Below are 23,752 nucleotides of genomic sequence, written 5' to 3'. Positions count from 1 at the left end.
GATGAACATAAGCTATATCACTTGGAAGTCGTGGAAATCAATCACGTCAATAGCGATCCGCATACGCATCAATACCTTTGATCTCTCTATGTTTGCCCACTACAGCGAATAGGTGGAGAGCAATGACTTCTTCGTCGCTAAAGCTTCAATCCGCGTCATTGCTCATTTTTTGACTATAAACCCACAGCTTTTCCTAATAATGCTTGCAAACATAGAGATAAATCGTTATTAATCCCTCTTGCCAGTTCATTCGTTACTTTGATTGATTGAGGTTGGGCGCTGTCTTCCTCAATAGTTTAATGTTATTGATGAACTGGTTTCTATTTCAGCTCTTAATTCGCATTTAAGATTGAATTTACTATTGAGCCCTCCTTATTCCATTTCTAAATCAAAACTGACTTTGTCAGCTTCACCTTGCCGTATTATTTTTATACTGTCTGCGGCTCGCCTTCGCGTCATTTTTGATTTAGAAATGGAATTATATGTTCTTGAAATGTTGAGTATCCATGTCGTCATGGTTCTAAGTTTCGCACGATGAACTAGCGCACAGAATATAAAAATACACACTAGTACAACTTCGTATGTTTTTATATTTAAGCCAAAAGTGAAAAAGGAACCTTCTATTTAAGGCGAGAACGGCTAGCATTAAAGTTGTCTTGAATTAGTATGAATGTATAAAGTAACCTTAGATATTTCTTACAGTAACGATCATTTCAAATTACTTTAATTTTTTGGTGGTATATATGGCTTACAATAAGCCCTTGCAGGAAAAGCTTCACTGCGACGCGAGTTTTTAATTACATCTCCCCCATTTTTTATACAAGCCATTGTTGACTTATCAATGCTCGCAAAATATTCATTAGTACCAGGTGGTGAAGATATGGGAGCTACTTGGTCTCGGATTTTTTTGCAAGTTTCTGGCTCATCTTCTGCAATCTTATCAGTAGTCATTGGGGGTAAAGAGCATAAACGACAGGGATCACCCACACAAAGACATCCCTTGCATGATGCTTGTACCAAAGTAGCTAATGAGCATAAAAAGATACTTGATACTAGCAAAATTAATACTCGCATTAAATTAATTAGTTTTAGTTGCATAAAATATTCTCCAAAATTAAATTCTAAAAATAATGCGCAGCATAAATGCAATGAATACTATCGCAGCACACTTAGGTATTTAATAATTTACCCATTCAAATGAAATTATTCTTTAAATTAGTCTTGGCTAGTAAAAATAAAGAATGAAATATTTCATATTTTATTTACTGAACTTTGCACTTTTTCTCCCTTAGTTTCTGCAGAAATTACCTCAGTGTGCAGCAAAAACCAGCTTCGCTTATGATCAAACGTAAAAGGCCGAACAATAAGCAAGAATGGCTAAAAAACGAATCGATACAATAAATAAACGAATGGTCACCGTATTTTATCCAAAGGCTGCAGAAGCTGAACAGGAACTTTAAATAGATTAGAAAAAATTGAAAGAAACAAAAACGAGAAAGGAATTATTCCAAAACAAGTGGGATGAGTTCTCCAATATACTTGCTCAAAAATGAAGAAGACGAAAAAAAAGATGGTAAAAATGAATGAATACAAAGATTATTCAAATGGATGCCTAGAAACAATGGTTTCGTCACGATCAGGACCCGTCGAAATCATATCTATCGGTACTTCACAGATTTCTTCCAGTCTTTTTAGATAATTCTGTGCTGTTTTCGGTAACAGCTTAAAGTCTCTTAATCCTTGTGTACTCTTGTTCCATCCGGGCATCTCTTCATAAATAGGCTCACAGGTGATCAACTCATCAGCGCCTACTGGCAAGATGCCAAGGGTTTTTTCCTTGCCGGTATGGTTACTATTTAACTTATACCCTATGCAAAGCTTCAAAGTTTCGATACCGTCAAGGACATCTAATTTAGTAATGCATAAACCCGATACGCCATTGATCTGGGTAGAACGTTTCATTGCCACTGCATCAAACCAACCACAACGGCGGCGACGTCCCGTTGTAGAACCATATTCGTTACCCCGATTAGCCAAATACTCACCTACATCATCCTTAAGTTCAGTAGGAAATGGTCCCGATCCCACACGAGTTGTATACGCCTTAGTAATACCCAGAACATAATGCAACATCTGTGGCCCAACCCCACTGCCTGATGCTGCTGCACCAGCAATACAATTACTAGATGTCACAAAAGGATAAGTGCCATGATCAATATCTAGCAATGCTCCCTGGGCACCTTCAAACAAAAGGTTATTACCTGCTTTATTAGCTTTAAATAACAACTGCGGCACATCTGCCACCATAGGCCTAATACGCTCGGCCTCAATAAGGCTTTCATCAATTGTCTTATTGAGATCAACTATAGGCGCTTGGTAATAATTTCTCAGAACAAAATTATGATAAGCAAGTATCTCTTCTAATTTAGCAATAAATCTCTCACGGCAAAGTAAATCTTGCAAACGTATTGCACGTCGTGCGACTTTATCTTCATAAGCTGGACCAATACCACGACCAGTAGTACCAATTTTGTCTGAACCTCTGGCTTTTTCTCGCGCATTATCAAGAGCAATGTGATGAGGTAATATAAGGGGACAAGCTTCACTGATACGTAATCTTTGAGAAACATCAATGCCTGCCTTCTCAAGCATATCAATTTCTTCAAGCAAAGCCTGTGGAGAAAGCACTACCCCATTACCAATATAGCAAACAACGCTCTCACGCAAAATACCAGAAGGTACAAGATGTAAAATAGTTTTTTTGGTACCGATTACCAACGTGTGACCAGCATTATGGCCACCCTGGAAGCGAACGACACCTGTTGCATGATCAGTTAGCCAATCGACAACTTTACCTTTCCCTTCATCTCCCCATTGTGTTCCAATGACTACTACATTTTTGGTCATATCTCAGAATTCCTTCATCTTGATGTATATGGACAATTTATATTCCCACCACCTGCCATACATCATTGTGCAAGATAATCTTCCTGTCATAGTAGAGGGTGTTTTCTTTGTTTTCACTTCCAGGTAATTCTGTTATAACGATATGACCATCATTTCTCAACTGCTCAATTATTTTTTCCAGTGCTTTATCATCTTTGTTGTAAGGCGCCAAAATCCCTTTAGAGCATGTATCTGATCTGACTAGCCTCGATAATTCCCGCAAATCCATACTGAAGCCGGTAGCCGGCCTTGCTCTTCCAAACACTTTGCCTATTTCATCGTATCTTCCTCCCAACGCTATTGCGTTAGCACTTCCTGGTGTATAAGCAGCAAATACCATACCTGTGTGATAATGATAACCACGTAAATCAGATAAATCGAAAGTTATTGTATCGACAAATTCTTTTAACTCTTCCTCAATCACTTCAAGCTGATCCAGCGCATTTTCAATTTCTGGATAACTAGGTAGCATTTTACGAGCGTGTGCTAGTATTTTTTTACCACCATATAATTCAGGAAGCAGCATCAGAGCATCTCGAATATGCTTATTCAGCCGTTTATCAAGCCCAGCACATAGAAGCTCCTTCAGAGCAGCTGTATCTTTGGCTTGTAATACATTGTATAAATCTACTTCAAACTCAGGGAGAACCCCTGAATCCTTAATCAAGCTTCTGAAAATAGCTACATGGCCCAGATCGAGATGAATTTTGTCAATTCCAGATACTGCAAGACATTTCAACATTAAACATTGGATCTCAAGATCACTTTCCAGACCAGAGTGGCCATATAATTCTGCACCAATCTGGAAGGGTTCGCGAGTACGTGTAATTTCGCAAGGAATAGTATGTAACACGCTATTTGCATAGCAAAGACGAGTCACTCCTTTATCATTTAGTAAATGTGCATCTATGCGTGCAGTTTGGGGTGTACTATCTGCGCGCAATCCCATCATTCTTCCGCTTAATTGATCTAACACTTTAAACATGCGCAAGTCCATGTCACTTCCGCTACCTGACAATAATGATTCCACATATTCTAATAATGGTGGAATAACAAACTGATAGCCATGCACAAGAAGAAAATCTAAAATGCAGCGACGCATTTTTTCGATACGCAATGCCTCGGATGGCAGAACATCTTCGACATATTCAGGAAGAAGCCAATTACGCATGCTAATAATGATTTAGGAGCCGCTTAATTTATTAACTGCCAGAAAAAGAAGTGTTGTAAGAATTTAATTCACTAAATAGAGCACTATTAATCCTACCACCATTGACGTTAAACCGATGAATCGAATCTGATTATCTTCCAATTCAATGAGTTTTCTAAAACTCTCACGCCAAGCATTTGGGAATGTAAAAGGAAGAATACCTTCCAATACCAACATTAATGCAATGGCCATCAGAAAGGTATCCCACATACAACAGTATCTCCAGCAAAGTTCTTAATGATCTTGCGTTTTCTATGACGTTATTCACTTTTCCAGATCAATTTTTCTTAAAATCCAGAAAATAAATAGTATTCAGCATAACTTAGCCTAACCTCTATTTTTTATTTTCAGAATTATGTGCTGGATTATTCAAATATTTAAAAAATTCTGAGCTGGGTTCAAGTACTAACATATCCCCTCTATCCTTAAAGGATTTTTTATAGGCTTCCAAGCTACGATAGAACGTATAAAATTCAGGGCTCTTTCCAAAGGTATCTGCATATATTGCAGCAGCCTGACCATCACCTTCCCCCATAATTTTCTGAGCTTCACGGTAAGCTTCAGCCAATATCACTTCACGTTGCCGATCAGCATCTGCACGGATCTTTTCAGCTTCTGCAGCACCAGTTGAACGTAATTCATTGGCTACTCGCTTTCGCTCAGCTTCCATTCTGCGATACACTGAGTCGCTAACCTCTTGGGGTAAATCAACACGTTTCAAACGTACATCCACCACTTCAACACCGATTTTTTTTGCATCCACATTTGCTTTCTGACGCATAATTTCCATGATTCTATCACGCTCACCTGAAACCACTTCATGCACCGTACGGTTACCAAATTCATCACGCATACTCGAATTTACTGTTTGTGCCAATCGAGTCCGTGCCAGGTTTTCATCCCCTCGCACACTGATATAGTATTGCTTCACGTCAATGATGCGCCATTTCACGAAAAAATCTACCAGAACGTTCTTCTTTTCTGAAGTAATAAAGCGTTCCGGTTCTTCTGTATCCAGGGTAAGTATGCGCGAATCAAAGTAACGTACATTCTGCGCCACTGGGATCTTAAAATACAACCCTGGTGAAGTTTTTACATCTACGACTTCTCCCAGTTGAAATAAAATTGCTTGCTCGCGCTCATCAACAATAAATACTGCAGAACTTGATATTAAAGCTAGTACAGCGACTATGATCGATAATATCGATGATAATTTTCCCATTTTATCTTATCTCCCGTTCACGACTGCGAAATGATTCACGTGTGCGCGTGCTCACATCAGGAACTTCTGGAGCTACTTGCGTGGGCGTTGTCACGGGTGGTTTCGAGGCGCCCCCATCCGTCTGAATCAATTTATCGAGCGGTAGATACAACAAGTTGCTACCACTTTTTTGATCAATCAGAATTTTACTAGTGTTGGAGAGGACCTGCTGCATCATATCTAAATATAGACGATCACGTGTTACGGCTGGTGCTTTACTATATTCAACAAAAATTTTCTCAAAGCGGCTGACATCACCCTCTGCACTAGAAATAACACGCTGCTGATATCCCCCCGCCTCTTCCAGTAAGCGCGCCGCACCACCTCTTGCTCTAGGAATCACATCGTTGGCATAAGCCTGCCCTTCATTACGTTGCCGCTCTCTATCCTGACCAGCCTTAACCGCATCATCGAATGCTGCCTGCACCTGTTCAGGTGGTTGTGCATTCTGCATCGTTACTCTACTGATAGTAATGCCTATCCGGTAGCGATCCAGAATAGTTTGCATTATTTGTGTTGCCCGGGCGGCTACTGCCTCACGTCCTTCGTACAATACAAAATCCATTTTGCTTTTTCCGATAACTTCACGAATAGCCGTTTCGGCGATTTGCAACACGGCGCTATCAGGGTCACGATTATTAAACAAGAAATGCTCAGGATTATTTAAAATGTATTGAACAGCAAACTGAATATCAATAATGTTTTCATCATCGGTCAACATCAGCGATTCTTTTAGCACCTTGCTTCTGACATTGTTCCGATAGCCAATTTCTATCGTGCGTACTTGGCTAACGTTGACAGTTTCCACTTTCTCAATCGGGTAAGGCATATGCCAATTCAACCCAGCTGGTGTAGTATCAACATGCTTGCCAAAGCGAAGTACAACGCCGCGTTGACCCTCATCTACAATGTAAAAACCGCTGGCAGCCCAAACAATTAATAGCAAGAAGGTAATGACCATGATGTTACCACCACCTTGTCTTTTGGGGCCCTCTTCTTCAGGGCCCTCACCCCCCCCGCCCTTCCGGCCAAAAAGCTCATTAATTCTTTTGCTGATATTACGCAGCACATCATCCAGATCTGGAGGGCTAGAATTGCCTTTTCTTTTTCCCCATTGAGGATCATTTAATCCCATGATAATTTAATCCTTCCTCTCGTTCTAAAAAAGGTGTAGCACTGCTATCGTTCACTTTCCCAACTTCCAAGAAGCTCTCTCTTAAATCTTCAGAATTCTGTGCAATTGCTTCTGCCAGAGCCAATCTAACAAATTCTAACCCATCGCCGGTCTTAGCACTTAACCGAATAGACATTATTCTACCATACTCATCCCGCACATAATTTGCAGTCCTGCTTGATTCAGTACGATCAATTTTATTGAATACCAAAATTTGTGGAATACTTTCTGCACCAATTTCTTTAAGTAGTTTGTTTACCTCTGCAATATGCTCATTACGGGATGGATCAGCCGCATCAACTACATGTAAAAGCATATCAGCTTGTACTGTCTCTTCCAACGTAGCACGAAATGCGGCAACCAAAGTATGAGGCAATCCACGAATAAAGCCAACCGTATCCGAAATAACCACTCCCCCGCACTTTGGAATAAATAATTTACGCGTCGTCGTATCTAGCGTAGCAAACAACTGATCAGCTGCATAGGCCTGAGAACGGGTTAGACTATTGAACAGAGTTGACTTACCCGCATTAGTATAACCAACAATAGATACAGACATTACCTTAGTACGCTGCCTCGCGCGTCGCTGGGTTCCTCGTTGGCGTTGAAGCTCTATGAGTTTCTCTCTCAGAAATTTAACTCTCTTGGCAAGTAATCGTCGGTCAGTTTCAAGCTGTGTTTCACCAGGACCGCGCAAACCAATCCCCCCTTTTTGTCGCTCCAAGTGTGTCCATCCTCGTACTAATCGTGATGCAAGATATTCTAACTGAGCAAGCTCAACTTGCAATTTACCTTCACGACTTTTAGCACGCTGCGCAAAAATATCGAGAATTAAACTTGTTCGATCAATAACGCGGCACTGAAGCCGCTCAGTTAGATTCCGCTGCTGTATTGGGGAAAGATCATGATTGAATATTACCAGTGATGCACTAGTCTGGCTTAAAACCTGATAGATTTCGTCTAATTTACCACTGCCAACAAAAGTCGCAGGATCAGGGCGTGAGCGCTTTCCTTCCACGACAGCTAGAACTATAAGCTGATCACTTATAGCAAGCTGACGCAGCTCTTCCAAGCTTTCTTTATCACTATCGCCTAGATTGAGACCAACTAAGATGGCAATGTTATTCTTATCTGTTTTTAGTTCTGTATGATTAATCATCACGTACAGCGGGTGCTTCAATTGGGAAAGTAACAGCCCTGGCCGGAACTACTGTAGAGATCGCGTGTTTATATACCATTTGTGTAACTGAATTTTTTAATAACACAACATATTGATCAAATGAATCAATATGTCCTTGTAACTTAATACCATTGACTAAGTAAATAGATACCGGAATATGCTCCTTTCGGAGGATATTTAAAAATGGATCTTGCAACAACTGCCCCTTAGCACTCATGAACAACCCTCCCTTTTTTATTTCTAATCATCTCTAATTATAATTATTAGATAAGAGACTTTACTTTATTTTTTAAGTGGGCCATCTCCGCCCAACAGGATTATCATCGAAAGATTCATATAGAAGAATAAGATATTGCAACTGGATATTAACAAATGCAAGGGTTATATTTGAAAAAAAATTTAAATACTCAATTTGGCAAATAGAATTAATGCAATTGAGGACTAAGCTTATCGGAATTTAGGCATTTATGCTAAAAACAGTTTATATACCGGGTTATCGCTTTCATCCCAATATCGATACCCAAGATTGTCAAGAAAATTTTTAAAGGCAATTTTTTCACTAGGAGGCACTTCCATTCCTACCAATACGCGCCCAAAATCTGCCCCATGATTACGATAATGGAACAAACTTATATTCCATAGATGACTCATATTATCAAGAAAATTCATTAAAGCGCCTGGTCTATCAGGAAATTCAAAACGATAGAGAATCTCATTCTTAACCTCCCTCGAACGCCCTCCTACCATATGACGAATATGTAATTTTGCCATTTCATTCCCGCTCATATCCTCAGTACGCAACCCACTTGCCTCCAGACTTTTGATCAGATTAAGCGCTTCCTCACGATTATGAACTGAAACCCCAACAAATACATGCGCCTCTTTGGGATCTGCATAGCGATAATTGAATTCAGTAATACTTCTTGCCCCTAACAAGGCACAGAATTTCTTGAAGCTACCAGGCTCTTCAGGAATCGTAACCGCCATCAGCGCTTCACGTTGTTCGCCTAATTCTGCACGTTCAGAGACATGACGTAAACGATCAAAATTCATGTTAGCACCTGACGCTATCGCTACGAGTGTTTCATGACGTAATTTTTCACGCTCGACATAGGCCTTTAACCCAGCAACAGAGAGCGCTCCAGAGGGTTCAAGAATGGCACGAGTATCTTCAAATACGTCTTTAATAGCCGCACAAATAGCGTCCGTATCGACTAAAAAAATTTCATCAACCAATTCTTGACACAAACGAAAAGTCTCTTCACCTACGTATCTAACTGCCACACCATCAGCAAATAGACCTACTTGCGAAAGTTTAACGCGCTGTCCTTTCTGTAATGAACGATACATGGCATCTGAATCAACTGGTTCGACTCCGATAATCTTGATTTCGGGGTATAGCCTTTTTACATAGGCCGCAATCCCAGAAATAAGCCCCCCTCCTCCTACCGGCACGAATATAGCGTATATTCCAGTTCCATGCTGGCGTAAAATTTCCATACCAATTGTCCCTTGGCCAGCTATTACATCTGGATCATCATAAGGATGAACAAAAGTAGCCTCTTCTTGCTGCGTAAGCTTTACGGCATGTTCATATGCATCGTTATAAGAATTACCATAAAGTACCACTGTTGCACCAAGCGCCATCACTGCATTGATCTTGATTTGAGGAGTCGTTACTGGCATTACGATCGTAGCGGAGCAATCTAATTTCTGGGCAGCTAATGCAACACCTTGCGCATGATTACCAGCGGAAGCAGCAATCACGCCACGCTTGAGCATGGCAGGAGAAAGCTTTGCCATTTTATTATAAGCACCACGCAACTTGAACGAGAATACGCGCTGCATGTCTTCTCGTTTCAAAAATACTTGGTTATGAATGCGTGCTGAAAGGTTAACTGCCTCCTCTAGTGGTGTTTCTATAGCAACATCATAAACACGGGCAGTAAGCACTCTTTCGAGATAATCATTCCTCAAAGATGACATTTTGGAAGTGGCAAACAAAGTTAAGAGTATGAATTCATAGGATGTGCTGATTCTATCATGCTAAACGAATTGCAGTTGATAAGAGGCAAAATTTCATAATTATTTAAATAAATCAATTCCACTACTCGTTACTGACACACGCTAAATTCAGGAGGATCTACCAGGTAAAGAGAAATGCTATAAAACTAGCTTCATCATTAGAATCGTTCTTAAAATTTACTTTAGATAATTAAAGTTATTCTAAATAAGGAAGAATTAGGCTTGTTATTGAGAAATAAACTGAAGTTTAGGCTCAACACAATATATTTTGAAATTTTTTGAAGTAAAGAGGGTTATTCACTGCAATACTAGAAAAATAGAAATTTATTAAAAATTCACCCAGCCCATCATGAGTCTGGGTGAACCTGAAAGTGTTACAAATTCCAGATTATTTTTAATCAAACCCATTTATTAAAACCATTTATTCAAAAGGCTCATATTTATGAGTTGCATTAGTAGAGGGCGGTAAAATCGGTAATTTAAAATCTGGCTGCTTACCAGTCAATGTTTTCAGAAAAGCCACAATATTAGCAATCTCTTCCTTATTGAATTCACGATTTACTTGTATTTTCCCCATGATATCCACTGCTTCTTCCAGCGTTAAAGCACCACCATCATGGAAATAGGGGTAGGTTAATTCTACATTCCGTAATGTTGGCACTTTAAATACAAAACGATCTTCTTCCTTACCTGTTACCTCCATTCGGCCTACCGCAGGGCTTTTTGTCTCATAAGGTTTATGAACGCCCATTTTTTCAAATGAATTTCCACCAACTGCTGGGCCATTGTGACATTTTGTACAACCAGCACTCTTGAATAATGTGTATCCATCCAATTCTGCCTTTGTCAGCGCTTCTTTATCACCTTCTAACCATTTATCAAAACGCGAGCCAGGTGTGACCAGGGTTTCCTCAAAAGCTGCGATTGCACTAGTCACCCCATCTATATCAATTTTATCCGAATTAAAAGCTTTCTTAAATTGGTCCTTATATTGAGGAATAGTGTTCAACATCTTTATCACATCGTCATGTGTAAAAGCCATTTCCCCAGGATTCGCGATAGGTCCACCCGCTTGCTCTTTGAGATCTTTTGCACGTCCATCCCAAAACTGCGCCAGATTCATACTCGCATTCAGCACAGTAGGAGCATTGATCGGGCCTTGTTGCCATTTATGACCAATGGAAGTTTTGAGGTTATCAGTCCCTCCCATGCTCAAATTATGGCAGGAATTACAGGAAATAAAACCAGATTTTGACAATCGGGTATCAAAAAACAACATCTTCCCCAGTTCAACCATTGCTGTATTCTCTGGTTTTACCGGTTTAATGGGCTGTATTGGTTCATTAGCAGCAAATACATGCACAGACATAAACATTACGCCAGTCGATAATAGCGAGGCAGTTAGCTTACGCATCATCATTGTTAAAAATCTCCTAAAAAAACACGGCTGTGATGGCGCAGCCGGTTACGCCTAAACTAAACGTATCTTATCAAAATAAAGTTAGTTAAAAATAGTTAGTTATAATTTACTTAGTCTACTTCGATCCTCTACTTTATTGCTAGCAAAAATTCATTTTTTCTGTCTTTTTACTGAAGCAGCCGTCTTTGAAATAATTTGATTATTTTCTATATAACCATAATCACAGCCTTTTCCAATATTACAATCTAGCAGGTGAGATAGTTCTATAAGTGCCTGCCGGTAGACTTGGCGCTTAAATTCTATAACTGAGTCAAGCTCCACCCAATATCGATTCCAGCGCCATGCATCAAATTCAGGGTGTGGACTTTTTCTTAGGGATACATCGGTATCACGCCCAAGTAAGCGCAGTAAAAACCAAATCTGTTTCTGCCCCTTGTAACTTCTGCGCCACTCACGTCTTATCCAGCATTCTGGTACGTCATAACGCAGCCATTCTCGAGTGCGCCCCAACACTTCCACATGATAGGGCTGTAGCCCTACCTCCTCAGTTAATTCTCGATACATTGCTTGTGTTGGAGTTTCACCAGACTTAATACCCCCCTGCGGAAATTGCCAAGAATTCTGCTTGACACGCTTTCCCCAAAAAACTTCATTTTTAGAATTTAGTAGAATAATTCCAACATTAGGACGATATCCGTTACGGTCGATCATTTAATTCATCCGTCATTGAGACGTCAATTACTAGCCATTTTTCCATAATTTCTCCCAGATTAAAAGTCATCATAAAACAAAAAATCGGGACATACTTCCATTAATTTTTTCATTTCCCCCTTTCTTAACTGGATATGATAGTCGTAGTGAGTTTAAACCGCATAGGTAACCCAGCTTTTTCAGGGTAAAATCACGTTTTCTTATTTCTAATATAACAATAAAACATACGGAATCAATACTTCATGCGTGTTTCTCAATTTTTTATTTCAACGCTCAAAGAAGCTCCTGCAGAAGCCGAATTGATCAGCCATAAGCTGATGCTACGAGCAGGTTTAATCAAACGCCTTGGCAGTGGCCTTTATACCTGGATGCCTTTGGGTTTGAGAGTCTTACGCAAGATCGAGTTCATTATTCGCGAGGAAATGAATAACAGCGGCGCGATTGAGCTTTTAATGCCTGCAGTTCAACCCGCAGAACTCTGGCAAGAAACTGCTCGCTGGCAATTATTCGGACCACAAATGCTGAAAATCCAGGATAGACACCAACACAATTATTGTTTTGGTCCAACTCACGAAGAAGTCATCACCGATATTGCGCGTAGAGAAATTAAAAGCTATCGTCAATTACCCCTCAATTTTTATCAGATCCAAACCAAATTCCGTGATGAAATTCGTCCTCGTTTTGGTGTCATGAGAGCACGTGAATTTATAATGAAAGATGCCTATTCGTTTCATGCTGACCTAACATGCCTTGAGAAGACCTATCGTCTAATGCATGACACGTATAGCAACATATTTACCCGTATCGGGCTGAATTTTCGGGCTGTAGCAGCCGACACTGGCGCGATGGGTGGTAGCAGTTCACATGAGTTCCATGTATTAGCTGATTCAGGTGAGGATGTGATTGCTTTTTGCCCCAAGTCGGATTATGCAGCTAACATCGAATTGGCCGAGGCCGTTTCTTCTGGAAAAATTCGCGAAGCACCTGATGGCATAATGCGAAAAATTTCAACACCGGAGCAAAAAGCCTGTGAAGAAGTTGCGAGTTTTCTTAGTACTCCCGTGCAGAAAACGGTAAAAACATTGGCCATTACTGCAGATGATCAGTTTTATCTCTTGCTGCTACGTGGTGATCATCAGCTAAATGAAACAAAAGTCAGAAAAATCCCATTTTTAAGCAATTTCGAATGGGCCAATGAAGAAAGAATATTAGCTGAAACCGGCTGCCGACCAGGGTATATCGGACCAGTTGGTTTGGAAAAATACATCATCGTTGACAAAGCTGTTATGGAAATGAGTAATTTCATCTGCGGCGCAAACGAGGAAGGTTTTCATTTCACTCATGTTAATTTTGAACGTGACTTGAAATTACCCGATCATGTTTTCGATATCCGTGATGTCGTTGCAGGAGATCCATCCCCAGATAGCAAGGGAACACTGGAAATTTGTCGTGGTATTGAGGTTGGTCATATTTTTCAGTTACGCACAAAATATTCTGAAAAAATGAAGGCTACCTATCTGGATGAATCCGGCCAAACCAAAGTAATGGAAATGGGATGCTATGGCATCGGAGTATCGCGCATTGTAGCAGCAGCCATTGAGCAAAATCATGATGAGCACGGCATCATATTTCCTCTTGCGATTGCTCCCTTCCAACTCGCTATTATTCCAATTGGTCTGAAAAAAAATCCACAAGTACAAGCTGAGACTGAAAGGCTGTATGACGAATTTTCAACGGCTCATATTGAAGTGATTATGGATGATCGCGATGAACGTCCTGGTGTCATGTTTGCTGACATGGAATTAATTGGCATTCCCCATAGAATCGTTATCAGCGAGCGAGGCCTAAAAGATGCCACGATAGAATATCGTGGACGATGTGATGAAAAATCTCAAATGATCCCGCTGAAGGAGATTACTTCATTTGTCATTTCAAAAGTATGCGGAAATTGACTGGCTTTATTATGATTCTTATGCCACTCATTGCTCAGGCAGGCGCCCAAATGTATGAACCTTTATCTGCCAGTACCAGAACAGTATTGCAAAAGGCTGTCAGTGATCAAGCTATTTCGCATTTTATTACATTGCCGGAAGCAGAAAGTAAGGCTTGGCTTACCACCATGTCTGAGCGGTTAAAAAAGCATATGCCCGATCAAAACGAGCGCAATGATTTTCTCACTACGGTTCATTATGAGGCTACCCGTGCAGGGCTCGATCCACAATTAGTATTGAGTATTATTCAGGTCGAAAGTAGTTTTAGAAAATATGCTATATCGACCGCGGGTGCGCGCGGCTATATGCAAATCATGCCTTTTTGGGTGGATACCATTGGCAGCAAAGAGCATAACCTCTTCCATCTACGGGTCAATTTACGTTATGGATGTACCATTTTGCGTCACTACCTTGATATTGAGAGAGGAAATTATTTTCGTGCTCTCGGAAGATATAACGGAAGCCTAGGACAAGCAACTTATCCAGAGCTTGTATTTAATACGTGGAGCAAGTATTGGTACTATCCCATAACCCAGGAGATAGCACAAAATTAGCAAAATTTCTATTTAGTATGAGGGGGATCAACTGCCTTCCCTGGATCCGTACTTCCTGAATAACTCTGCATGAATTTTTCAATCTCCTCGCGTGTAAGTAATCCAATCTTTCGTGCTGCAGGTTTACCAGCAGCATCAAATAAATAGGTACTTGGTAGCATCGATAACTCATCAAGTTGCGAAGCCATCTCTCTGTTACCAAAAACGATTGGATAAGGAATAGACATTGCTTCAGTAAATTTTATTACCGTTTCCGTATCTGCATAATCCATCGCGATGCCAATAATTATGACATCATTTCGATCTTCATAAAGCGAAATCAAATCGGGAATTTCCTCTAAACAGGGCGGACACCAGGTTGCCCAGAAATTTACCAGCACCCACTTTCCTCTATAATCGCTCAATTGATGTATTTTTCCCTTGCTATCCTCAAATCTGAACTGGAATTCTTCTGCCTGAATATAAAAAGATCGAAAACTCAATAAAAGAAATAAGCAAAGGAAAAAACGTTTCATTTCATCAAACCTGCGGATGAGCTTTCTCAAGCTTGCTATACAGTTTATTGAATGCGCTGAGATAAGCTTTAGCAGAAGCAACGACAATATCTGTATCTGCCCCATGACCATTTACGATTCTGCCGGACTTCTGCAATCTGACCGTCACCTCACCTTGTGCATCTGTTCCACTGGTAATGTTATTAACCGAAAACAATTGTAATTCGGCACCACTATTCAGAATCTTTTCAATCGCGCGAAAGGTTGCGTCAACTGGACCGCTTCCTTCAGACTCGGCATGTAGTTCATTATTCCCGTCAGCAATCACTACCCGAGCGAAAGGAATCTCACCTGTTTCACTATGTGCAATAAGTGAAAGCAATCGATAATGCTCTTCAGGAGTCTGCACCTCATCCGAGACCAGTGCGTGCAAATCTTCATCAAAAATTTCATGTTTTTTGTCTGCCAAATCCTTGAAGCGCACAAACATAGTATTTAGCATTTCTTCTGATTCAAACTCGATTCCAAGTTCCTTCAAGCGACTGCGAAACGCGTTACGGCCAGAATGCTTACCCAGCAGCAACTTATTAGCTCCCCAGCCAACATCTTCTGCACGCATAATTTCATAAGTCTCACGATGTTTGAGGACACCATCTTGATGAATTCCAGATTCATGCGCAAAAGCATTTGCTCCAACAATAGCTTTATTGGGTTGTACTGGAAAACCGGTAATTCCTGAAACCAATTTACTAGCAGGTACAATATGGGTTGTATCTATGCGCGTATCACATGGAAAGAAATCCTGCCGTGTACGAACGGCCATTACAACTTCTTCAAGAGCAGCATTTCCAGCACGCTCACCCAGTCCATTAATAGTACATTCTACTTGTCTCGCGCCATTTATGACTGCCGACAATGAATTAGCTACCGCTAACCCTAAATCATTGTGACAATGAACTGAGAAAACGACTTTATCTGAATTGGGAATACGCTCACGCAATGTCCGAATAAGTCGGCCAAACTGATCTGGCATGGTATACCCTACTGTATCTGGAATATTCAGTGTCTTTGCGCCTGCATCGATTACTGCTTCTAAAACACGGCAAAGAAAATTGATTTCAGAACGACCGGCATCCTCTGGAGAAAATTCAATGTTGTCTGTATACCGACGTGCCCATTGTATAGCTTTTACTGCTTGCTCGATCACTTGTTCCGGCGACATGCGTAATTTATTCTTCATGTGTATGGGTGAAGTAGCAATAAAAGTGTGAATGCGCGCTGCATTAGCACCACGCAAGGCTTCACCCGCGCGATTGATATCGGCTTCGATAGCGCGAGCAAGTCCACAAACGACGCTATCCTTAATCGTATCAGCCACTGCTTTGACTGCTTCAAAATCCCCATTAGAAGCTGCCGGAAAACCTGCCTCAATAACATCTACACCCATACGCTCAAGCTGTCGAGCAATCCGCACTTTCTCTTCTTTTGTCATGGAAGCGCCGGGACTTTGCTCTCCATCACGTAAGGTTGTATCAAAAATAATCAAATGGTCGCGCATCATTTTCCCCATCGAATGCAATCTAAATTACAGAGCAAAGATTAAAAATTCGGGTTACGAATTTTTTAGATTATCAGCAAGAGATTGAAATAACTATTGGATTTTAGCGCCGACGGCGCAGCAGATAGCCTCTTAGGTGTAGCAAGGCCAAAGAAGAGAAATATAAGAAGAATAGAGATATCGGAGAATTAGTTATAAACTTGTTCATGGTAGAAATATAAAACGTTTCCAATATTTCTGCAAGCGCAAGACCGTTATGTCATATTCTGATTTTTTATCTCATCGCTCTTTTTACTTTTCCTAAGCCGCCATAACTTCATGAAATAGCCTGATAAAGCATATAGAGAGAATAAGCCAAATAACACAACAGGCGGATGACTCGGTATTAATACAAAAAAGAACAATAATAAGAGTAAAACTGAGAAAAAAGGGACGCGTCTGCGCAGATTGAACTCTTTACCGCTATAGTAAGGCAAATTACTCACCATGGTAAGCCCAGCAAACAATGTGATTGCCCATACCAGCCACTTGATATCCGCACCTTGTATTTGAAAATCCGATGCTACCCACACCAATCCAGCGATCAGGGCAGCTGCTGCGGGGCTAGGCAACCCCTGAAAATATCGCTTGTCAACTATTTCTATGTTGGTATTAAAACGTGCCAGCCGTAATGCAGCACAAGCGCAATAAATAAAGGCTGCTATCCAGCCTAATTTACCCATCTCTTTTAGTACCCACACATATGCTACGAGTGCAGGGGCAACTCCAAAAGAAACCATATCCGACAAGCTGTCATACTCTGCACCAAATTCACTTTGAGTATGCGTTATACGCGCCACTCGACCATCCAAACCATCCAGCACCATTGCGACGAAGATAGCTATTGCAGAATTCTCGTAATGACCATTCATGGCCTGCACAATCGCAAAGAAACCTGCAAACAATGCCGCCGTTGTAAATAAATTCGGCAATAGATAAATCCCTCTGCGTCGTAATCGGGACTTGAGCGCAAAGCGCACTGAGTTCGGTTCATGCATTTTTAGTATGAACTACGTAATACCCTACAATGGGATATAGAAAGATAAATAGCAAAAAAATAGAAAATAATATGATTCCTCTAGCAAAAACTATGATGCAGCAATAATAAGTAAATTTGCCTAACTGCGTAACTCAGCTAATATGGTTAGCGTCGCATAGACTTTATCACCAATATTGACATTAATTTTAGTATTTGTCGGAAGATAAACATCCACTCTCGAACCAAAGCGAATAAATCCAAACCGTTGCCCACGTGCAAGGCGATCACCAGGATTGGCGTAACATACAATACGTTTTGCTATCAAGCCGGCAATCTGCACACAAGTAACATCGAGCCCCTTGTCTGTTTTTATCCAGAGAGCATTACGTTCATTTTCCAATGAAGCCTTGGATAAGCTAGCATTAATAAATTGCCCAGGGAAATACCAACGGTCTTTTATGACACCATCAACAGGGCTACGATTTGAATGAACATTAAATACATTCATGAATACACTTACTTTAATCGCCTCACGATTTAGAAAAGGATCCTGCGTTTTCTCAACAGCGACAATCCTCCCATCTGCAGGAGCTAATATAGCATTAGCTTGTGATGGAATGATACGAGGAGGATCACGAAAAAACTGTAAAACGAACAGTGCAATTAACCAGAAAGGTAATGCCCACAACCAGCCTAAAAATAAATGAACCAATAAAGCGATTGAAAACGCTACGGTAATATGAAACCAACCTTCGCGCGCAATGATAGGATGAGGATAAGTTGACATGAGTAACTTAAATAGAAGGTTAACCCGGTATTTATAAAATACCGGGTAAAAAAGCAAAGTATTTTAAATTAGTTTTAGACAAAAATGCGCAGACAAGTTCTTCATTAGTTCTTTACTTGATCGACTAATTTGTTTTTCTTAATCCAAGGCATCATGTCGCGCAATTTTGTGCCGACTGTTTCGATCGAGTGCTCAGCGGCGAGGCGACGACTGGATTTGAGCATAGGCGCTCCCGCACGGTTCTCAAGTATAAATTCACGTGCATACTGACCCGTTTGAATTTCACGCAAAATCCTGCGCATTTCTGCACGCGTTTCTTCAGTAATAATCCGTGGCCCACGCGAGATATCACCATATTCAGCATTATTAGAAATAGAATAGCGCATATTGGCTATGCCACCCTCATAGATTAAATCCACAATCAGTTTTACTTCATGGAGACACTCAAAGTAGGCCATTTCGGGTGCATAGCCAGCCTCTACCAATGTCTCAAAGCCAGTCTGAATTAATGCAGTAAGACCGCCACACAATACCACTTGTTCACCAAATAAATCTGTCTCTGTTTCCTCACGGAAAGTTGTTTCAATCACACCGCCGCGTGTACCCCCATTGGCAGCTGCATAGGATAAGGCCAAATCGCGTGCATGCCCTGATTTGTCTTGATGAACGGCTATAAGTGAAGGCACTCCCCCACCTTGAGTATACGTGGAGCGTACAAGATGCCCAGGCCCTTTAGGCGCAATCATAATGACATCAAGATCCTCACGTGGAGTCACTTGACCATAGTGAATATTAAAACCATGAGCAAATGCCAGCGTTGCATTATTTTTTAAACCTGCCTCGATCTCTGATTGATAGATAGTAGCAATTTGCTCATCTGGAAGCAGTAACATCACTACATCGGCATCCTTAATGGAAGGAGCAATTTCTTTTACAGTCAAACCAGCTTTTTTTGCCTTTTCCCAAGACGCTCCACCTTTACGCAAACCAACTGTAACCTTGACACCGGAATCACGTAAATTGTTAGCGTGCGCATGTCCTTGTGATCCATAGCCAACTATCGTGACTTTCTTTTTTTTAATTAGAGACAAATCAGCATCTTTATCGTAATAAACTTTCATTATGTTCCTTTAATAATATATACCCAGCTGGCGCAAAAACATCAAAACAAAACTTTAATGACTAATACTGCATAGACAGTTAGTGATCTTTAGGGCACCTCTAAAAATTCATATTTGCGCGCATCCGCTTCGCGGATTGCCTACTTACCCCGCTTCGTCACAATACTTCGTTGCTTACAAAGAATGTTTCCTTACCTATCAGGTATAGGCTTCGTCAACATTTTTTGTTCTCACCTTGTCTTGTTTAGAACTCTGAATTTTTAGAGGTGCCCTTTATTAAATCAAATTGTTATTCTTTTAAAATCCGTTCTCCACGACCTAAGCCGGAAGCCCCCGTTCGGATGGTCTCTAGAATCATATTTCGCTCTATTGTTTCAAGAAATGCATCAAGTTTTGAACTTGTACCTGTCAACTCTATCGTGTATGACTTGTCAGTTACATCAATAATACTGCCGCGAAAAATATCTGCTAACCGTTTCATTTCTTCGCGATCCTCTCCAAGGGCTCGGATTTTCACCAACATAAGCTCTCGCTCGATATGATCTCCTTCACTCAAATCAACTATTTTGACCACCTCAATTAATTTATTCAGTTGCTTGGTAATTTGCTCAATCACTTCATCCGAGCCTATTGTGACCAAAGTCATACGAGATAAAGTGGGATCTTCTGTCGGTGCTACATTGAGTGACTCAATATTATAGCCTCGTGCCGAAAATAAGCCTGCTACTCGAGAAAGAGCGCCAGCCTCATTTTCCATCAATAAAGAGATAATATGCCGCATTTCTTACACCAAAATCATTTCAGACAAACCTTTACCACCCGGCACCATAGGGAATACATTTTCCGTTTGATCGGTAATAAAATCCATAAAAACTAATCGCTCTTTGAGTTTAAAAGCCTCCTCCAAAGCACCTTCGATATCTTCTGGTTTCTCTATCTTCATACCGACGTGACCATAGCTCTCAGCCAGTTTAACAAAATCTGGAAGCGCATTCATATAGGACTCTGAGTAACGGTTTCCATGGAAAAATTCCTGCCATTGCCGAACCATGCCCATATACCGATTATTAAGATTAATGATTTTAAGGGGTAAGCCGTATTGTTTACAGGTGGATAATTCTTGGATGCACATCTGTATGCTTGCTTCACCTGTAATGCAGGCGACTACCCCATCAGGATTAGCTAATTGCGCGCCCATTGCGGAAGGCAACCCAAATCCCATGGTACCCAGTCCACCCGAATTAATCCAACGGCGAGGTTTATTAAATCGATAGAACTGTGCAGCCCACATTTGATGCTGCCCGACATCTGACGTAATAAATGCATCACCCTTCGTCACTGCATAAAGTTTTTCCACAACCATCTGCGGTTTAATAACTGCATTCGTACGATCATACCTTAGGCAATCTCGTTCGCGCCATAAATCTATTTGTTTCCACCATTCCTTAAGCGCATGCGCATCTATTTTTTCTTTACTAGCCTTGAACAATTTGATCAGTTCCTTCAATACTTCCGAAACGCTTCCCACTATTGGGATGTCTACCTTGACACGCTTGGAAATGGACGAAGGGTCAATATCAATATGAATTATCTTTCGCTCTTCACTGTAAAAATGCTTCGGATTACCAATAACACGATCATCGAAACGCGCGCCCACTGCGATCAATACATCACAATATTGCATCGCCATATTCGCTTCATAAGTTCCATGCATCCCTAACATACCGACAAATCGCTCATCTGTCGCAGGATAACCGCCAAGTCCCATTAGAGTGTTAGCACATGGAAAATTCAGCAAACGTACCAATTCTGCCAAAGCCTCAGATGCATTATCCAGAATCACCCCCCCCCCTGAATAAACCATCGGCCGCTTTGCATTCAAAATCAATTGCGCGGCTTTTCTTATCTGTTGGGTATCCCCATCGCTAACTGGCTTGTAGGAACGTATACTTACACTGCTTGGGTAATTAAATGTCGTCTTTTGTTGTGTGACATCTTTTGGAATATCAACCAAAACGGGTCCGGGACGACCGGTTGAAGCAATAACAAAAGCCTTTTTTATCGTGGATGCAAGCTCAGCGATATCTTTCACCAAAAAATTATGTTTGACACAAGGACGCGTAATTCCCACTGTATCCACTTCCTGAAATGCATCTTGACCAATTGCTGCTGTAGGAACCTGCCCACTAATAACAACGAGAGGTATAGAATCCATATAAGCAGTCGCAATACCTGTTACCGCGTTTGTTACCCCGGGCCCCGATGTCACCAAAGCAACACCCACATTGTTACTGGACCGAGCATAGCCATCTGCAGCATGAAGCGCTGCTTGTTCATGGCGAACCAAAATATGCTTTACTTTATCTTGCTTAAATAACTCATCATAAATAAATAACACTGCACCGCCAGGATAGCCAAAAATATATTTCACCCCTTCTTCCTGCAGGCAACGCACCGTAATCTCGGCACCTGTTAGTTCTACACTCATACTTTGTGCATCCTGGTATCAAAAATCTAAAAATAAGAACTTAGTTAAATACATCTTTGCTTTGTTTATCTCAAATATATTTCCTACATCTCGGATATTTCAGTCTTAATTAATCAAGCTGCTTAGTTAACTCTGAGGCTTATTAAACTCAGACTGCAGGAGTCAACTCTATTAACGACTGAGAATGCCTATATCATCAGATAAACCGCTGTTCATTTTGCAATATAAAGAAATGTATGCATCTGCATATATTACTAGGAATTTGGGTTTTATTCCCGACTAACTGGCACTGAGAAAATTTCCTGGATTATGAGTAATTAGCGGGAAGATAACCGACTCTCGTCAACCTCCTGTTCCCCCTACTGTCAATCCTTCCACTCGCAACGTTGGCTGCCCTACGCCTACTGGTACACTCTGTCCTTCTTTCCCACAGGTGCCGATACCTGGATCAAGCGCCATATCATTACCTATCATGGAAACACGTGTCAGAATATCCGGGCCATTACCGATTAAAGTTGCTCCCTTTATTGGGTAAGAAATTTTCCCATTCTCTATCATGTAAGCTTCCGCAGCAGAAAAGACAAATTTACCACTGGTGATATCGACTTGCCCACCCCCAAAATTTGCAGCATATAGTCCATGCTTCACTGACCCAATAATTTCTTCTGGATTTTTATTTCCATTAAGCATATAGGTATTTGTCATGCGTGGCATGGGAATATGTGCAAATGATTCTCGTCTGCCATTACCTGTAAGGGGTTGCTTCATGAGTCTTGCATTCAGGCTGTCTTGTAGATAGCCTTTGAGCACACCATTCTCAATCAATACCGTACATTGAGTTGGATTCCCTTCATCATCAATATTCAACGATCCACGACGATTAGCAAGCGTACCATCATCTACCACAGTCACACCATCGGCTGCAACTCGTTCACCAATGCGTCCAGAAAAAGCTGAGCTACCCTTGCGGTTAAAATCACCTTCCAATCCATGACCAATGGCTTCATGCAGCAGGATACCAGGCCAGCCATTTCCTAGAACGACCGTCATGGGACCTGCCGGAGCAGGTCTCGCATTCAGATTCACCACCGCTTGGTGTACTGCCTTTTGGGCATAGTCATTTAATATTTCATCAGTAAAGTAGGTGTAATCAAATCGTCCACCTCCACCCGCAACGCCCTGTTCACGCCGGCCATTTTCTTCTGCTATTACCTGTAATGACATTCGCACTAATGGCCTCACGTCAGCAGCTAACAAACCATAGCTACGGGCAACCATGATAACCTCGTACTCACCTGCAAGTGATGCTACAACCTGAATGACGCGTTTATCTATCGCACGCGCAAACTGTTCAAGTTTCTCTAATAATGCCACTTTGTCGCTATCTTTAAAGTTCGCAATAGGATCCTGCGGAAGGTAAAGTGACCTAGTGTTATAGTGTGCCACTTGTTTAACGACTTGAACTGGGTGCAGGCTTCCCTGGCTAGCAATGGCGCGCGTCGCTTTTGCTGCAGATACGAGTGCATTCAGACTGATCTCATCCGAATAGGCAAAGGCAGTTTTTTCACCACTGATGGCGCGTACCCCTACACCTTGATCTATATTAAAGCTACCTGATTTAACAATGCCTTCTTCGAGAACCCACCCTTCAGAACGACTATATTGAAAATAAAGATCGGCATAATCGATTCGATGGGTAAGGATTTGCCCAAACACGTGATGTAATCTATTCGCATCCAGCTCATAGGGCGTCAGCAGGCATCGGTCAGCAATGGTAAAAAACTCATTCATTTTAAGATTAAACTCATTTCTAC

The 23,752-nt window shown here is 41.1% G+C and carries 21 protein-coding genes; 3 read left to right on the top strand and 18 right to left on the bottom strand.

Features of this window, described 5'->3' with window-relative positions; translation table 11 throughout:
- The first annotated feature begins 841 nt into the window (after positions 1-841).
- Positions 842-1,201, top strand: coding sequence for a hypothetical protein (locus BM122_RS23175; protein ID WP_177198060.1), 360 nt, complete (start codon positions 842-844; stop codon positions 1,199-1,201).
- A 395-nt stretch (positions 1,202-1,596) separates the two neighbouring features.
- Here BM122_RS23175 and BM122_RS06185 read toward each other — a convergent pair whose 3' ends face one another.
- The 10 genes from BM122_RS06185 to BM122_RS06140 form a co-directional block, all read right to left on the bottom strand.
- Entirely contained in the window at positions 1,597-2,907 is a 1,311-nt protein-coding gene (locus BM122_RS06185; protein ID WP_074904508.1) for an adenylosuccinate synthase, read from the bottom strand.
- Between the two features lie 37 nt (positions 2,908-2,944).
- Entirely contained in the window at positions 2,945-4,117 is a 1,173-nt protein-coding gene (locus tag BM122_RS06180) for an ATP phosphoribosyltransferase regulatory subunit (protein ID WP_074904507.1), read from the bottom strand.
- 63 nt (positions 4,118-4,180) lie between these two features.
- Positions 4,181-4,366 carry a DUF2065 domain-containing protein gene (locus tag BM122_RS06175; protein ID WP_074904506.1) on the bottom strand — a complete coding sequence of 62 codons (186 nt, stop codon included), beginning with the start codon at positions 4,364-4,366 and terminating at the stop codon, positions 4,181-4,183.
- Positions 4,367-4,490: 124 nt separating this feature from the next.
- On the bottom strand, positions 4,491-5,378 hold the full coding sequence (gene hflC, locus BM122_RS06170) for a protease modulator HflC (protein ID WP_074904505.1): 888 nt from the start codon (positions 5,376-5,378) through the stop codon (positions 4,491-4,493).
- Between the two features lies 1 nt (position 5,379).
- Positions 5,380-6,552: an FtsH protease activity modulator HflK gene (gene hflK / locus BM122_RS06165; RefSeq protein ID WP_074904504.1), complete on the bottom strand. Its 1,173-nt coding sequence runs from the start codon at positions 6,550-6,552 to the stop codon at positions 5,380-5,382.
- On the bottom strand, positions 6,539-7,750 hold the full coding sequence (gene hflX / locus BM122_RS06160) for a GTPase HflX (RefSeq protein ID WP_083398358.1): 1,212 nt from the start codon (positions 7,748-7,750) through the stop codon (positions 6,539-6,541). Before hflX ends, hflK begins: the two co-directional genes overlap by 14 nt.
- The gene (gene hfq / locus BM122_RS06155) at positions 7,743-7,988 is read right to left on the bottom strand and encodes an RNA chaperone Hfq (RefSeq protein ID WP_046849471.1); all 246 of its coding nucleotides are present in this window, start codon (positions 7,986-7,988) and stop codon (positions 7,743-7,745) included. The genes hflX and hfq overlap by 8 nt, the downstream gene beginning before the upstream one ends.
- A 248-nt stretch (positions 7,989-8,236) precedes the next feature.
- A complete protein-coding gene (gene ilvA, locus BM122_RS06150) occupies positions 8,237-9,748 on the bottom strand; it encodes a threonine ammonia-lyase, biosynthetic (RefSeq protein WP_371264896.1) in 1,512 nt (503 codons plus the stop codon).
- Positions 9,749-10,217: 469 nt separating this feature from the next.
- Entirely contained in the window at positions 10,218-11,216 is a 999-nt protein-coding gene (locus BM122_RS06145; RefSeq protein ID WP_074904502.1) for a cytochrome-c peroxidase, read from the bottom strand.
- Positions 11,217-11,366: 150 nt separating this feature from the next.
- Positions 11,367-11,927: an RNA pyrophosphohydrolase gene (locus BM122_RS06140; protein ID WP_074904501.1), complete on the bottom strand. Its 561-nt coding sequence runs from the start codon at positions 11,925-11,927 to the stop codon at positions 11,367-11,369.
- 242 nt (positions 11,928-12,169) lie between these two features.
- Here BM122_RS06140 and BM122_RS06135 point away from each other — a divergent pair, with 242 nt between their 5' ends.
- Complete coding sequence (locus BM122_RS06135; RefSeq protein WP_074904500.1) at positions 12,170-13,879, top strand: proline--tRNA ligase; 1,710 nt, start codon at positions 12,170-12,172, stop codon at positions 13,877-13,879.
- Entirely contained in the window at positions 13,867-14,472 is a 606-nt protein-coding gene (locus tag BM122_RS06130; protein ID WP_074904499.1) for a lytic transglycosylase domain-containing protein, read from the top strand. The genes BM122_RS06135 and BM122_RS06130 overlap by 13 nt, the downstream gene beginning before the upstream one ends.
- Positions 14,473-14,480: 8 nt before the next feature.
- Here BM122_RS06130 and BM122_RS06125 read toward each other — a convergent pair whose 3' ends face one another.
- The 8 genes from BM122_RS06125 to tldD form a co-directional block, all read right to left on the bottom strand.
- Positions 14,481-14,987 (bottom strand): TlpA family protein disulfide reductase, encoded by a 507-nt coding sequence (locus tag BM122_RS06125; RefSeq protein ID WP_074904498.1) that lies wholly within the window; start codon positions 14,985-14,987, stop codon positions 14,481-14,483.
- Positions 14,988-14,991: 4 nt separating this feature from the next.
- Positions 14,992-16,524, bottom strand: coding sequence for a 2-isopropylmalate synthase (locus BM122_RS06120; protein WP_074904497.1), 1,533 nt, complete (start codon positions 16,522-16,524; stop codon positions 14,992-14,994).
- Positions 16,525-16,778: 254 nt separating this feature from the next.
- Entirely contained in the window at positions 16,779-17,561 is a 783-nt protein-coding gene (gene pssA, locus BM122_RS06115; protein WP_074904496.1) for a CDP-diacylglycerol--serine O-phosphatidyltransferase, read from the bottom strand.
- 120 nt (positions 17,562-17,681) lie between these two features.
- A complete protein-coding gene (locus BM122_RS06110) occupies positions 17,682-18,329 on the bottom strand; it encodes a phosphatidylserine decarboxylase (RefSeq protein ID WP_074904495.1) in 648 nt (215 codons plus the stop codon).
- 104 nt (positions 18,330-18,433) lie between these two features.
- The gene (ilvC, locus tag BM122_RS06105) at positions 18,434-19,450 is read right to left on the bottom strand and encodes a ketol-acid reductoisomerase (protein ID WP_074904494.1); all 1,017 of its coding nucleotides are present in this window, start codon (positions 19,448-19,450) and stop codon (positions 18,434-18,436) included.
- 289 nt (positions 19,451-19,739) lie between these two features.
- Entirely contained in the window at positions 19,740-20,231 is a 492-nt protein-coding gene (ilvN, locus tag BM122_RS06100) for an acetolactate synthase small subunit (RefSeq protein ID WP_074904493.1), read from the bottom strand.
- A 3-nt stretch (positions 20,232-20,234) separates the two neighbouring features.
- Positions 20,235-21,938, bottom strand: coding sequence for an acetolactate synthase 3 catalytic subunit (locus tag BM122_RS06095; protein ID WP_074904492.1), 1,704 nt, complete (start codon positions 21,936-21,938; stop codon positions 20,235-20,237).
- Positions 21,939-22,280: 342 nt separating this feature from the next.
- Positions 22,281-23,729 (bottom strand): metalloprotease TldD, encoded by a 1,449-nt coding sequence (gene tldD / locus BM122_RS06090; RefSeq protein WP_074904491.1) that lies wholly within the window; start codon positions 23,727-23,729, stop codon positions 22,281-22,283.
- Positions 23,730-23,752: the final 23 nt, after the last annotated feature.

The sequence above is a fragment of the Nitrosomonas communis genome, assembly GCF_900114745.1.
Classification (GTDB): Bacteria; Pseudomonadota; Gammaproteobacteria; order Burkholderiales; family Nitrosomonadaceae; genus Nitrosomonas; species Nitrosomonas communis_A.
The sequence above is the reverse complement of the archived record's forward strand: the minus strand, read 5'-3'. Positions and strand labels throughout refer to the sequence as shown.

Excerpts from the sequence above, each read along its gene's own strand:
- hfq (WP_046849471.1), bottom strand. The coding sequence starts at position 7,988 with ATGAGTGCTAAGGGGCAGTTGTTGCAAGATCCATTTTTAAATATCCTC.
- BM122_RS06135 (WP_074904500.1), top strand. The coding sequence starts at position 12,170 with ATGCGTGTTTCTCAATTTTTTATTTCAACGCTCAAAGAAGCTCCTGCA.
- hflK (WP_074904504.1), bottom strand. The coding sequence starts at position 6,552 with ATGGGATTAAATGATCCTCAATGGGGAAAAAGAAAAGGCAATTCTAGC.
- ilvC (WP_074904494.1), bottom strand. The coding sequence starts at position 19,450 with ATGAAAGTTTATTACGATAAAGATGCTGATTTGTCTCTAATTAAAAAA.
- tldD (WP_074904491.1), bottom strand. The coding sequence starts at position 23,729 with ATGAATGAGTTTTTTACCATTGCTGACCGATGCCTGCTGACGCCCTAT.
- BM122_RS06120 (WP_074904497.1), bottom strand. The coding sequence starts at position 16,524 with ATGCGCGACCATTTGATTATTTTTGATACAACCTTACGTGATGGAGAG.
- BM122_RS06185 (WP_074904508.1), bottom strand. The coding sequence starts at position 2,907 with ATGACCAAAAATGTAGTAGTCATTGGAACACAATGGGGAGATGAAGGG.
- ilvN (WP_074904493.1), bottom strand. The coding sequence starts at position 20,231 with ATGCGGCATATTATCTCTTTATTGATGGAAAATGAGGCTGGCGCTCTT.
- BM122_RS06125 (WP_074904498.1), bottom strand. The coding sequence starts at position 14,987 with ATGAAACGTTTTTTCCTTTGCTTATTTCTTTTATTGAGTTTTCGATCT.
- hflC (WP_074904505.1), bottom strand. The coding sequence starts at position 5,378 with ATGGGAAAATTATCATCGATATTATCGATCATAGTCGCTGTACTAGCT.
- hflX (WP_083398358.1), bottom strand. The coding sequence starts at position 7,750 with ATGATTAATCATACAGAACTAAAAACAGATAAGAATAACATTGCCATC.
- BM122_RS06130 (WP_074904499.1), top strand. The coding sequence starts at position 13,867 with ATGCGGAAATTGACTGGCTTTATTATGATTCTTATGCCACTCATTGCT.
- BM122_RS06180 (WP_074904507.1), bottom strand. The coding sequence starts at position 4,117 with ATGCGTAATTGGCTTCTTCCTGAATATGTCGAAGATGTTCTGCCATCC.
- BM122_RS06095 (WP_074904492.1), bottom strand. The coding sequence starts at position 21,938 with ATGAGTGTAGAACTAACAGGTGCCGAGATTACGGTGCGTTGCCTGCAG.
- BM122_RS06110 (WP_074904495.1), bottom strand. The coding sequence starts at position 18,329 with ATGTCAACTTATCCTCATCCTATCATTGCGCGCGAAGGTTGGTTTCAT.
- pssA (WP_074904496.1), bottom strand. The coding sequence starts at position 17,561 with ATGCATGAACCGAACTCAGTGCGCTTTGCGCTCAAGTCCCGATTACGA.
- BM122_RS06145 (WP_074904502.1), bottom strand. The coding sequence starts at position 11,216 with ATGATGATGCGTAAGCTAACTGCCTCGCTATTATCGACTGGCGTAATG.
- BM122_RS06175 (WP_074904506.1), bottom strand. The coding sequence starts at position 4,366 with ATGTGGGATACCTTTCTGATGGCCATTGCATTAATGTTGGTATTGGAA.
- BM122_RS23175 (WP_177198060.1), top strand. The coding sequence starts at position 842 with ATGCTCGCAAAATATTCATTAGTACCAGGTGGTGAAGATATGGGAGCT.
- BM122_RS06140 (WP_074904501.1), bottom strand. The coding sequence starts at position 11,927 with ATGATCGACCGTAACGGATATCGTCCTAATGTTGGAATTATTCTACTA.